This window comes from Delftia sp. ASV31, assembly GCF_016428765.1.
Classification (GTDB): Bacteria; Pseudomonadota; Gammaproteobacteria; order Burkholderiales; family Burkholderiaceae_C; genus Comamonas; species Comamonas acidovorans.
Genome location: NZ_JAELTK010000082.1, coordinates 17,126 through 28,048, shown reverse-complemented (window position 1 = coordinate 28,048; position 10,923 = coordinate 17,126). Strand labels below are relative to the sequence as shown.

General features: G+C 65.6%; 13 protein-coding genes. 5 read left to right on the top strand and 8 right to left on the bottom strand.

The genetic code is table 11. The features are described 5' to 3' along the window. The 5 genes from JHD82_RS23480 to JHD82_RS23460 all read left to right on the top strand — a co-directional run. Positions 1-238, top strand: a 238-nt coding sequence (locus JHD82_RS23480; RefSeq protein WP_199139054.1) for a hypothetical protein, incomplete at its 5' end; no start/stop codon positions are given. A 16-nt stretch (positions 239-254) separates the two neighbouring features. After that, the gene (locus JHD82_RS23475; protein ID WP_012206955.1) at positions 255-1,322 is read left to right on the top strand and encodes a PLP-dependent cysteine synthase family protein; all 1,068 of its coding nucleotides are present in this window, start codon (positions 255-257) and stop codon (positions 1,320-1,322) included. Positions 1,323-1,325: 3 nt separating this feature from the next. Next, positions 1,326-2,450 (top strand): lipocalin-like domain-containing protein, encoded by a 1,125-nt coding sequence (locus JHD82_RS23470; RefSeq protein WP_199139052.1) that lies wholly within the window; start codon positions 1,326-1,328, stop codon positions 2,448-2,450. A 70-nt stretch (positions 2,451-2,520) separates the two neighbouring features. After that, positions 2,521-2,754, top strand: coding sequence for a type II toxin-antitoxin system ParD family antitoxin (locus tag JHD82_RS23465; protein WP_012206957.1), 234 nt, complete (start codon positions 2,521-2,523; stop codon positions 2,752-2,754). Next, positions 2,751-3,080 (top strand): type II toxin-antitoxin system RelE/ParE family toxin, encoded by a 330-nt coding sequence (locus tag JHD82_RS23460; protein ID WP_097201579.1) that lies wholly within the window; start codon positions 2,751-2,753, stop codon positions 3,078-3,080. Before JHD82_RS23465 ends, JHD82_RS23460 begins: the two co-directional genes overlap by 4 nt. A gap of 72 nt (positions 3,081-3,152) precedes the next feature. On the opposite strand, the gene JHD82_RS23455 is transcribed toward JHD82_RS23460, so the two are convergent. The 8 genes from JHD82_RS23455 to nuoN all read right to left on the bottom strand — a co-directional run bounded on the left by JHD82_RS23455 (position 3,153) and on the right by nuoN (position 10,915). Next, positions 3,153-4,151 (bottom strand): branched-chain amino acid ABC transporter permease, encoded by a 999-nt coding sequence (locus JHD82_RS23455; protein ID WP_012206959.1) that lies wholly within the window; start codon positions 4,149-4,151, stop codon positions 3,153-3,155. A gap of 27 nt (positions 4,152-4,178) precedes the next feature. After that, complete coding sequence (locus JHD82_RS23450) at positions 4,179-5,063, bottom strand: branched-chain amino acid ABC transporter permease (RefSeq protein WP_012206960.1); 885 nt, start codon at positions 5,061-5,063, stop codon at positions 4,179-4,181. Between the two features lie 57 nt (positions 5,064-5,120). Then, positions 5,121-6,317 (bottom strand): ABC transporter substrate-binding protein, encoded by a 1,197-nt coding sequence (locus JHD82_RS23445; RefSeq protein ID WP_012206961.1) that lies wholly within the window; start codon positions 6,315-6,317, stop codon positions 5,121-5,123. Between the two features lie 99 nt (positions 6,318-6,416). Next, positions 6,417-7,127: an ABC transporter ATP-binding protein gene (locus tag JHD82_RS23440; protein WP_012206962.1), complete on the bottom strand. Its 711-nt coding sequence runs from the start codon at positions 7,125-7,127 to the stop codon at positions 6,417-6,419. 1 nt (position 7,128) lies between these two features. Further along, positions 7,129-7,899, bottom strand: coding sequence for an ABC transporter ATP-binding protein (locus JHD82_RS23435; protein ID WP_012206963.1), 771 nt, complete (start codon positions 7,897-7,899; stop codon positions 7,129-7,131). 613 nt (positions 7,900-8,512) lie between these two features. Next, entirely contained in the window at positions 8,513-9,022 is a 510-nt protein-coding gene (locus JHD82_RS23430; protein ID WP_199139051.1) for a DUF1178 family protein, read from the bottom strand. A gap of 38 nt (positions 9,023-9,060) precedes the next feature. After that, positions 9,061-9,366, bottom strand: coding sequence for a DUF2818 family protein (locus JHD82_RS23425; RefSeq protein WP_012206965.1), 306 nt, complete (start codon positions 9,364-9,366; stop codon positions 9,061-9,063). A gap of 55 nt (positions 9,367-9,421) precedes the next feature. Beyond that, entirely contained in the window at positions 9,422-10,915 is a 1,494-nt protein-coding gene (gene nuoN, locus JHD82_RS23420) for an NADH-quinone oxidoreductase subunit NuoN (protein ID WP_012206966.1), read from the bottom strand. Positions 10,916-10,923: the final 8 nt, after the last annotated feature.

The window sequence follows — 10,923 nt, the reverse complement described above, 5'->3', positions numbered from 1 at the left end:
GGCCTGGACCACGGCGGGCGCCATCGCCGGCAGCCTGCTGGGCCTGGGCGTGGCCGTGATCCTGGTGCACGTGGTGAATCCGCAAAGCTTTCACTGGACCATGGAGCTGTCCCTGCCCTGGCCCCGCCTTTTGGCACTGGCAGCCAGCGTGATCGCGGCGGGCACGCTGACCGCCTGGCTGGCCGGGCGTGCGGCTGCAGGGCGCGAGGCAGTGCTGGCGGTCAAGGAGGATTGGTAGGAGGCAGCCTGCGACAATGGCCGCCATGCCGCACACCACCTCTTCCTGGCTGCACGAGGCCATCAACCGCATCGAGGCCGATTACCAGCGCAGTGCCGACACGCACCTGATCCCGCTGCCCCTGCCCGGCTTTGCCGACCTGGGGATCGACCTCTACCTCAAGGACGAATCCACCCACCCCACGGGCAGCCTCAAGCACCGGCTGGCGCGCTCGCTGTTTCTCTATGCGCTGTGCAATGGCTGGGTGCATGAGGGCTCGACCATCGTCGAGGCATCGAGCGGCTCCACGGCCGTGAGCGAGGCGTATTTCGCGCGCCTGCTGGGCCTGCCCTTCGTGGCCGTGATGCCGCGCAGCACCTCGGCCGAGAAGATTGCGCTGATCGAGTTCTACGGCGGCCGCTGCCATCTCGTGGACAGCGCAGGCCAGGTCTACGACGAGGCACGCGCCGTGGCCGCGCAGACCGGCGGCCACTACATGGACCAGTTCACCTATGCCGAGCGCGCCACCGACTGGCGTGGCAACAACAATATTGCGGAGAGCATGTTCACCCAGATGCGGCGCGAGCGCCATGCCGTGCCGCGCTGGATCGTGGTGGGCGCGGGCACGGGCGGCACCAGCGCCACCATTGGCCGCTACGTGCGTTTCCAGCGCCATGCCACGGGCATCTGCGTGGCCGACCCCGAGGGCTCGGTGTTCGCCGCCTACCACCGCACGGGCGATGCCACCCTCACCGCGCCGGGCTCGCGCATCGAGGGCATAGGCCGCCCGCGCGTGGAGCCCAGCTTTGTGCGCACCCTGGTGGACCGCATGGAGGAGGTGGCGGACTGCGACTCCCTGGCCGCCATGCGCAGCCTGTCCGCACTGCTGGGCCGGCGCGTGGGGCCATCCACGGGCACCAACTACGTGGCCATGCTCAGGCTGGCCAGCGAGATGCGCCAGCGAGGAGAGCAGGGCTCCATCCTCTCGCTGCTGTGCGATGCGGGCGAGCGCTACCTGCCCACCTACCATGATGCGGACTGGGTGATGCAGCGCATCGGCGACTGCGGGCCGGCCCAGGCGCGCATCGCGCAGTTGCAAAGCTGATCCATGATGCCCCTGCCCCGCCGCCACCTGCTGGGACTGGCTGCAGGCCTGGGCCTGGGGACGGCAGGACTGCCCGCCCAGGCACTGCCGCCACGCACGCTGGTCTTCCCGCGCGACCACGGCAGCCACCCCGGTCTGCGCACCGAGTGGTGGTACATCACCGGCCAGGCACGCGCGGCGGGCCGGGCCTGGGGTTTCCAGATCACCTTCTTTCGGTCGCGCGTGCAGGCCACGCAGGAGCTGCGCTCCGCCTTTGCGGCGCGCCAGCTGCTGTTTGCCCATGCGGCGCTGTGCGATGTGCAGGGCGCCCGCCTGCACCACGACCAGCGCATCGCGCGCGCAGGCTTTGGCATTGCCCAGGCCAGCGAGACCGATGCCGACGTGCGGCTGCAGGACTGGTCGCTGCAGCGCACCGATGAAGGCTCCGGTAACGGCGAGGCCGAACGCTACACCACCCGCATACGCAGCACCGCATTCGCACTGGACCTGCGCTTCGAAACCCGCGAGCACCCGCTGCTGCAAGGCCGCGCCGGCCTTTCGCGCAAGGGGCCGGAGCCCGAGCAGGCCAGCTACTACTACAGCCGCCCGCAACTGCAGGTGAGCGGCACGCTGGAGCTGGCAGGCCAGCGCATGGAGATCGAAGCCGCGCGCGAACCCGGTGACAACCGCGCCTGGCTGGACCATGAATGGAGCCAGGCCCTGATGCACCCCGAGGCCGTGGGCTGGGACTGGATAGGCATGAACCTGTTCGACGGCGGTGCACTCACTGCCTTCCGAGTGCGCCGCAGCGATGGCAGCGCGCTGTGGGCCGGAGGCTCGCTGCGCGGCGCCAATGGCAAGGTACAGGTCTTCGCCCACGATGCCGTGCAGTTCACTCCGCTGCGCCACTGGAGCAGCCCCGCCAGCGGCGCGCGCTACCCTGTGCAATGGCAGGTGGACACGCCCGCTGGCCGCTTCACCGTGAACGCCCTGGTCGATGACCAGGAGCTGGACAGCAGCGCCTCCACCGGCGCCATCTACTGGGAGGGCCTGTGCAGCCTCCAAAAGCTGTCCGGCCCGGGCCAGGAGGCGCGAGCCGGTCAGGGATACCTGGAGATGACGGGCTACGCCCGGCCGCTGCAGCTATGAAAAGCTCTTCAAGCTCCAGTAGCTGAATGGGAATCTTGCCAAATTTTGCCAAGGAACCCACACTGTCGCCATGAGCACCATGAACATTTCCCTGCCTGACACCCTCAAGTCCTTTGTGGATGAGCAGGTCAGCCAGCGTGGCTACGGCACAAGCAGCGAGTATGTCCGCGAGCTGATCCGCAGGGATCAGGAGCGCCTGCAACTGCGCAACCTGCTGTTGGCTGGAGCGGGTTCGGCGCCGGCTGCCGCGGTGGATGCGGGCTATTTCGATGGACTGCGTGAGCGGGCAAAGGCCAGGAGGTGAAGGCCAAGGCCATCGTCCCCCGGGAGCAGGCCAACCGGGACGTCGAAGAGATACTTGCCTGGTACCTGGACGAGGAGGCAGCAAACGCAGCCCTGGGCTTCATCGACGCGCTGGAGAAGGCCTACGCACACATAGGCCGCCACCCCGCCACAGGCTCGCTGCGCTATGCCCATGAACTCCATCTGCCCGGTCTGCGCGCCTGGCCGCTGACGCGCTACCCGTACATGGTGTTCTATGTGGAGCACGCCCATCACGTCGATGTATGGCGTGTGCTGCACGGCCAGCGGGACCTGCCGGCATGGATGCAGGAACCCGACAACGGATAAGGGCAGGCCACCAGGATCAGATGCGGTCCTGGTGGCCTGCCCTTCCCGCCGCTCGGTGCGGTCTTCAGGATCTCAAGGGGTACGCTTTTTCTGCAGCCAGGCGATCAGCTCGCCCATGATGCCCTTGCGGAACAGCAGCACGCAGACCACGAAGATCAGGCCGGTGACGATGGTCACCGACTCGCCCAGCGTGGAGAACCACTCCACGCCCGTGAGGCGCTGCAGGAAGCTGCCGAACTCGCCGATCTTGTTCTCCAGCATGACCACCACGGCCGAGCCCAGGATGGGGCCGGACAGCGTGCCCAGGCCGCCCATCAGCGTCATCAGGATCACGTGGCCGGAGGTGGTCCAGTGCACATCCGACAGCGTGGCAAAGCCCAGCACCACGGTCTTGAGCGAACCGGCCAGGCCCGTGAGCGCGGCCGAGATCACGAAGGCCAGCAGCTTGAAGCGCGCCACGTCATAGCCCAGCGAGGTTGCACGCGGCTCGTTCTCCTTGATGGCCTTGAGCACCTGGCCGAAGGGCGAGTGGATGGTGCGCACGATCAGCAGGAAGGCCAGGACCACGATGACCAGCGTGACGTAGTACATGGTCAGGTCGCTGGTCAGGTCGATGAGGCCGAACAGCTTGCCGCGCGGTACGCCCTGCAGTCCGTCCTCGCCGCCCGTGAAGGGCGCCTGCAGGCACACGAAGAACAGCATCTGGGCCAGCGCCAGCGTGATCATCGAGAAATAAATGCCCTGGCGGCGGATGGCCAGCCAGCCGAAGATCAGCCCCAGCAGCGCGCCCCCGGCCGTGCCGGCCAGCATGGCCAGCTCGGGCGTGAAGCCCCAGCCCTTGATGGCGTAGCCCGTCACATAGGCCGCACCACCCAGGAAGGCCGCGTGGCCGAAGGACAGCAGGCCCGTGTAGCCCAGCAGCAGGTTGAAGGCCGAGGCGAACAGTGCGAAGCACATGAGCTTCATCACGAACACCGGGTAGGCACCCAGCATGGGCGCCGCCAGCAGGCCCAGCAGCAGCAGGCCATAGCCCCAGGGGGCGATGCGTTGAACGAGAGTCTTGGATTTCATGTGGTCGGCCCCTTGTCCTCGTTCTTGTTATTTCTCTTTGCCGAACAGGCCGGCGGGGCGGATGAGCAAAACGATGACCATGATGAAGAACACCACGGTGGACGAAGCCTCGGGCCAGAAGACCTTGGTCAGGCCCTCGATCACGCCCAGGCCCAGGCCGGTGAGGATGGAGCCCATGATGGAGCCCATGCCCCCGATCACCACCACGGCGAAGACCACGATGATGAGGTTCTGCCCCATCAGCGGCGTGACCTGGTAGACGGGCGCCGCCAGCACGCCGGCAAACGCCGCCAGGGCCGCGCCGAAGGCATAGGTCAGCGTGATCATCACGGGCACGTTGACGCCGAAGGCCTCGACCAGGCGCGGGTTCTCGGTGCCCGCCCGCAGGTAGGCGCCGATGCGCGTCTTCTCGATCATGAACCAGGTGGCCACGCAGACCACGATGGAGGCCAGCACCACCCAGGCGCGGTAGTTGGGCAGGATCATGAAGCCCAGGTTGGTCGCGCCTTCCAGCAGCTCGGGCGTGTCGTAGCCCAGGCCCGAGACGCCGTAGACCGAGCGGAACAGGCCCTCGATCAGCAGCGACAGGCCCAGGGTCAGCAACAGGCCGTAGAGGTGGTCGAGCTTGTAGATCCAGCGCAATAAGAAGCGCTCGATCAGCACGCCCAGCAGGCCCACCAGCAACGGCGACAGCACCAGCATCACCCAGTAGTTGATGTTGAAGTAGCTCATGGCCATCCAGGTGACCATGGCGCCCAGCATGAACAACGCGCCGTGGGCGAAGTTGATCACGTTGAGCAGGCCGAAGATCACCGCCAGCCCCAGGCTGAGGATGGCGTAGAACGAGCCGTTGACCAGCCCCAGAAGGAGCTGGCTCATCAGGCCTGGCAGGGAAACACCAAAGATTTCCATGGGATGCAGCTGTCGTGGTTGGCCGGGTGGCGGTTGGGGGTCAGTGGCGGCGCAGCGTTACTTCCACAGCGCGCACTTGGTCTCGGCCTTGGTGGTCCAGACCTGGTCGGCGGGCAGCGTGGCCACGACCTTCAGGTAGTCCCAGGGCTTCTTGGACTCGGCGGGCTTCTTGACCTCGACCAGGTACATGTCATGGGCGAAGGTGCCATCGGGACGGATCGAGCCCTTGCCGTAGAAGTCGTCGATGGGCGTGCTCTTGAGGTAGGCCATGACCTTGTCGGCATCCGTGGACTTCACGGCCTGCACGGCCTTGAGGTAGCTGGTCACGGCCGAGTAGTCGGCAGCCTGGATGGAGGTGGGCATGCGCTTGGTCTTGGCGAAGAAGCGCTCGCCGAACTTGCGCGTGGCATCGTTCTGGTCCCAGTACCAGCTGGTGGTGAACTGCATGCCTTCGGTGTTCTTCAGGCCCAGGCTGTGGATGTCGGTCAGGAACACCAGCAGGCCCACGGTCTTCATGCTCTTGTTGATGCCGAATTCCTTGGCCGCCTTGATGGCGTTGATGGTGTCGCCACCGGCGTTGGCCAGGCCCAGGATCTGGGCCTTGGAGGCCTGCGCCTGCAGCAGGAAGGACGAGAAGTCCGAGGCATTGAGCGGGTGCTTGACGCCGCCCACCACCTTGCCGCCCTTGGCCTTGATCACGGCCGTGGTGTCGTTCTCCAGCGCGTGGCCGAAGGCGTAGTCGGCCGTCAGGAAGAACCAGTCCTTGCCGCCGCGCTCGACCACGGCCGTACCCGTGCCCTTGGCCAGGGCCACGGTGTCATAGGCGTAGTGAACGGTGTAGGCGTTGCACTGCTCGTTGGTCAGTGCCGAGGAACCCGCGCCGCTGTTGAAGTGCACGCGCTTTTTCTCATTGGCCACCTGCGACACCGCCAGTGCCGTGCCGGAGTTGGTGCCGCTGAACACCAGCGAGATGCCTTGCGTGTCCACCCACTCGCGCACCTTGGAGGCGGCGATGTCGGCCTTGTTCTGGTGGTCGGCGCTCAGCAGCTCGATGGGCTGGCCCAGCACCTTGCCGCCGAAGTCATCGATGGCCATCTGCATGGCGGTGACGGCGTTCTTGCCTTCCACGTCCGCATACAGGCTGGACATGTCGGTCACGAAGCCGATCTTCACCTTCTCCTGTGCCATGGCAAGCGGGCTGGCCAGGCCGGCCGCAGCCAGCATGCACGACAGTGCGGTCAGTTTTGCTTTCATTGGTGTCTCCTTCGCGTTGATGTCTTGGGTTTTTGTCACAGGGCCATGGCAGGAATGCAGCCGGCGAGCCCCAGGCGCCGGCCACGATGGATATCCGGGTCAGACTCCGAGCAACTCGTTGAGCACGGGCATCTTGGCCTGCAGCTCGGACGCGCCGAAACGCTCGACCACATGGCCGTGCTCGACCACGTAGAAGCGGTCGGCCAGCGGCGCCGCGAAGTGGAAGTTCTGCTCCACCATGACCACGGTGTAGCCCTTGGTGCGCAGCATGGTGATCATCCGGGCCAGCGCCTGCACGATGACGGGTGCCAGGCCTTCCGAGATTTCGTCGAGCAGCAGCAGCCGCGCGCCCGTGCGCAGGATGCGCGCCACCGCCAGCATCTGCTGCTCGCCGCCCGACAGGCGCGTGCCCTGGCTGTGGCGGCGCTCGGCCAGGTTGGGGAACATGGCGTAGATCTCATCCACGCTCATGCCCGGCTGGCCGGTCTTGAGCGGCGGCGGCAGCATCAGGTTCTCTTCGCACGAGAGGCTGGAGAAGATGCCGCGCTCTTCAGGGCAGTAGCCCACGCCCAGGTGGGCAATGCGGTGCGTGGGCAGGTGGATGGCCTCCACGCCGTTGATCCGGATGGAGCCCTTGCGCGCGCCCGTCAGACCCATGATGGCGCGCAGCGTGGACGTGCGGCCCGCGCCGTTGCGCCCCAGCAGCGTGACCACCTCGCCGGGCTGGACCACCAGGTCCATGCCGTGCAGCACATGGGATTCGCCGTACCAGGCCTGCAGGCCCTTGATTTCCAATGCCGGTGCAGTCATCTCAATGCGCTCCCTGCAACTGGCCGTCGGTGGTGCCCATATACGCTTCCATCACTTGCGGGTTGCGCGAAACTTCCTCGTACGGCCCCTCGGCCAGCACGGCGCCGCGCTGCAGCACCGTGATGCGGTCGGCAATGGTGGAGATCACCTTCATGTTGTGCTCCACCATGAGAATCGTGCGGCCGGCCGAGACCTTCTTGATCAGCTGGGTCACGCGGTCCACGTCTTCGTGGCCCATGCCCTGCGTGGGTTCGTCCAGCAGCATCAGCTCGGGCTCCATGGCCAGCGTGGTGGCAATCTCCAGCGCACGCTTGCGGCCATAGGGCAGGTTGACCGTGACCTCGTCGGCCAGGTCCTGCAGGCCCACTTCGGCCAGCAACTGCATGGCGCGGTCATCGAGCTGCGACAGGCTCTTCTCGCTGCGCCAGAAATGGAACTCCGTGCCCAGCTTGCGCTGCAGGCCGATGCGCACGTTCTCCAGCAGCGTGCAATGCGGGAACACGGCCGAGATCTGGAAGGACCGGATCACGCCACGGCGCGCAATCTGCGCCGGTGCTTCCCGCGTGATGTCCTCGCCATTGAAACGGATGGTGCCGGAGGTGGGCTCCAGGAACTTGGTCAGCAGATTGAAGCAGGTGGTCTTGCCTGCGCCATTGGGGCCGATCAAGGCATGGATGGAGCCACGGCGTACCGAAAGGTCCACCTTGCTCACCGCCGTAAATCCCTTGAACTCTTTGGTCAGGTTCCGGGTTTCGAGAATAACGTCGCTCATGTGCGCTTCGCCTGCTCCGTTGATGCTGCCAGCCGCCAGCGCGTCACCAGAGGCTCTGGTGGGCGTTGTGCAGGGTCGGACGCATCGTAGGCTTGCCGACGTTGTGCACCGCAGCGGGAAAACGCCTACGTAGGTGCTCCTAAGCACAGGCCCTGCCCCGCACCGCAGCATGGCGCATCAAGCCTGGTCGTTGCAAACAACAGAAGCAACCACTCACACTTGAAATAATCAAGCACACACGGGGCTGTAAGGTGCCGCGGCGACGGGCAGGACCTAGGGTTCTCCAGCATCTCGGCCCGGCGCGGCCCACACGGAACGCCAGAGCGCTTCCAAAGCGATAGCAAACTACCCTTTTTGCGACTTACAAGGCAGCGGCCAATGTCCGCTGCCTTACGGGAAACACCCAGGTCGGCAATCTCCCTGTGGCCTGCTCAGTCACTATGCGAAAAGCCGCGGATATGCTTGAGTTTGTCGCCTCTTCAATTGAAGGGCGACAAAGTCAGTTTTAGCGCTACTCAATCAATAGCAACAAGCAAAGGCCTGGCCTGGAAATTTACGATCCATTGCAATGGGCGCAATTGTCGTCGCCAAGACAGCACGTGCCAGTCGCCACTTACTGCAGCGTTTCCTTGCTGCCTTCGGGCAAGGCCAATGGAAGGACGGCAATGCCTTCATCCAGCAATTGCATGGCCTGCTCGGGGCTGGCCTTGCCGCGGATGGCACGCTCGTCCGTCTCGCCATAGTGCATGCGACGGGCTTCATCGGCGAAGCGTTCGCCCACGTCCTCGGTCTGCTGCGCCACCTGGCGCGACCATTTCAGCCAGGCGGCCTGCATGGCCTGCAGCTGCTCGCGCGCCTGGGGCGGCATGGATGGTGAGGGAACGGCTGCCGCACTGGCAGCCGAGGCGGCTGCAGCAGGCTCAGCCGCTGCAGTCGGGGGCGTGGCTGCGGGCTTGGCGCCAAGATTGATGCGGGGGGCGCTCAGTCGCTTGGTGATGTCGCTGTGGCCGCAGACGGGGCACAGCACCAGCTGGCGCTGCAGCTGGCCCTGGAAATCATCTTCCGAGGCGAACCAGCCCTCGAACAGATGGCCGTGCGGGCAATGCAGGTCGAGCACTTTCATCACGCACCCCCACCCATGAGACAACCGGCACCGCAGCCTCAGCCGCGGCGGTGAATCAGGAAACGATAGACGAAACCGGGGAAGGCCAGCGTCAGGAACAACGCTCCCGTGACGGCATAGAACTCCCAGCCCTGGGGCGCGATCTGCCCCACACGGCGCTCCAGCAGCAGCGCCACGCCGCCGACGATGAAGTACAGCAGCACCATCTCCAGCAGGCACATGGCCAGCGGCTTGCGCTGGGCGCGCAGCGGCCCCAGCTGCAGCCAGCGGGCGTTGAAGAAAGGCAAATTGGCTGCCACAAGGGCAGCCAATATCACGAGCCAGATCGAAGCGGTTTGCGACAAGCCGATGTCCTCACCGCGGAGCCCTGCGTGCAGGGCCCCGCATCGGGAAAGTGGATCAGGAAGCCAGGGCGCGCACGACGGCGTCGGCGCACAGGGCCATCAGGCCACCCGGCAGAAGGCCCAGCCCCAGCACCAGGGCGCCGTTGAGGGTCAGTACCACGCGCACGTCCAGCGAAGCGGAAACGCTGGTGGCGGTGATGGGCTCATCAAAGTACATGACCTTGACGACGCGCAGGTAGTAGAAGGCGCCGATCAGCGACATGACCACGGCAAACACGGCCAGCGCGATGTACAGGCTGTGGCCCGATGCCACGAGCGCCTGCAGCACCGACAGCTTGGCGTAGAAGCCCACCAGGGGAGGGATACCGGCCATGGAGAACAGGCAGATCGCCATCACGCCGGCATACAGCGGGCTGCGCTGGTTGAGGCCGGCAAAGTCGGCGACCTCTTCGCTCTCGAAGCCTTCGCGGGCCAGCAGCTGGATCACGCCGAAGGCGGCCAGCGTGGTCAGCACGTAGGTCACCACGTAGAACATGGCCGAGCTGTAGGCGTTCTCGATGGTGGCCGGATCGACCTTGCCATCCACCACACCCGACATCAGGCCCAGCAGCACGAAGCCCATCTGCGAGATGGTCGAGTAGGCCAGCATGCGCTTGAGGTTGGTCTGCTGCAGGCCGGCCAGGTTGCCGACCAGCAGCGAGGCGATGGCAAGCACCGCCAGCATCTGCTGCCAGTCGATGGCCAGCGGCAGCAGGCCGTCCACCAGCAGGCGGATGACGATGGCGAAGGCGGCCAGCTTGGGCGCGCCACCGATCATGGTGGTGATGGCCGTGGGAGCGCCCTGGTAGACGTCGGGAACCCACATGTGGAAGGGAACCACGCCCAGCTTGAAGGCCAGGCCGGAGACCACGAAGACCAGGCCGAACACCAGCACCTGGTGCTTGATCTCGCCCGAGTTGATGGCCTTGAAGACCTGGCCGATGTCCAGCGAGCCGGTCGCTCCGTAGAGCATGGACATGCCGTACAGCAGGAAACCGCTGGCCATGGCGCCGAGCACGAAGTACTTCATCGCGGCCTCGACCGACGCCGTGTGGTCACGACGCAGGGCCACCAGGGCGTAGCTGGACAGCGTCAGCAGCTCCAGGCCCAGGTAGATGACCAGGAAGTTGTTGCCCGAGATCATGATGAACATGCCCAGCAGCGCGAGCATGGCCAGCGTGAACAGCTCGCCGCCGCGCAGCATGTCGCGGTCGGCGGCGTAGGGGCGGCCATAGACCAGGGTGACCATCATGGCCACAGTGGCGAAGCACTTGAGCCAGTTGCCCATGGCGTCGGAGACCACCATGTTGCCCCAGCCATAGAAGGTGTTGCCACTGGAGGCGTACATGCCTTGCAGCACGGCCACCACGCCCAGGGTCAGCAGCGTCAGAACATAGGTGCCCGTGCGGCGCGGGCTTTTGACGCCCAGGTCCACCAGGGCGATCACGCAGGCCATGACCAGGAGAAGGATCTCCGGATAGATGGCCAGCCAGCTGATGTTGTCAATCATCTCGATTC

What these genes read in the sequence shown, in the direction of transcription:
- JHD82_RS23475 (WP_012206955.1), top strand. Translation starts at nt 255, where the DNA reads ATGGCCGCCATGCCGCACACCACCTCTTCCTGGCTGCACGAGGCCATC.
- JHD82_RS23450 (WP_012206960.1), bottom strand. Translation starts at nt 5,063, where the DNA reads ATGGAAATCTTTGGTGTTTCCCTGCCAGGCCTGATGAGCCAGCTCCTT.
- JHD82_RS23465 (WP_012206957.1), top strand. Translation starts at nt 2,521, where the DNA reads ATGAGCACCATGAACATTTCCCTGCCTGACACCCTCAAGTCCTTTGTG.
- JHD82_RS23455 (WP_012206959.1), bottom strand. Translation starts at nt 4,151, where the DNA reads ATGAAATCCAAGACTCTCGTTCAACGCATCGCCCCCTGGGGCTATGGC.
- JHD82_RS23470 (WP_199139052.1), top strand. Translation starts at nt 1,326, where the DNA reads ATGATGCCCCTGCCCCGCCGCCACCTGCTGGGACTGGCTGCAGGCCTG.
- JHD82_RS23440 (WP_012206962.1), bottom strand. Translation starts at nt 7,127, where the DNA reads ATGACTGCACCGGCATTGGAAATCAAGGGCCTGCAGGCCTGGTACGGC.
- JHD82_RS23430 (WP_199139051.1), bottom strand. Translation starts at nt 9,022, where the DNA reads ATGAAAGTGCTCGACCTGCATTGCCCGCACGGCCATCTGTTCGAGGGC.
- JHD82_RS23435 (WP_012206963.1), bottom strand. Translation starts at nt 7,899, where the DNA reads ATGAGCGACGTTATTCTCGAAACCCGGAACCTGACCAAAGAGTTCAAG.
- JHD82_RS23445 (WP_012206961.1), bottom strand. Translation starts at nt 6,317, where the DNA reads ATGAAAGCAAAACTGACCGCACTGTCGTGCATGCTGGCTGCGGCCGGC.
- nuoN (WP_012206966.1), bottom strand. Translation starts at nt 10,915, where the DNA reads ATGATTGACAACATCAGCTGGCTGGCCATCTATCCGGAGATCCTTCTC.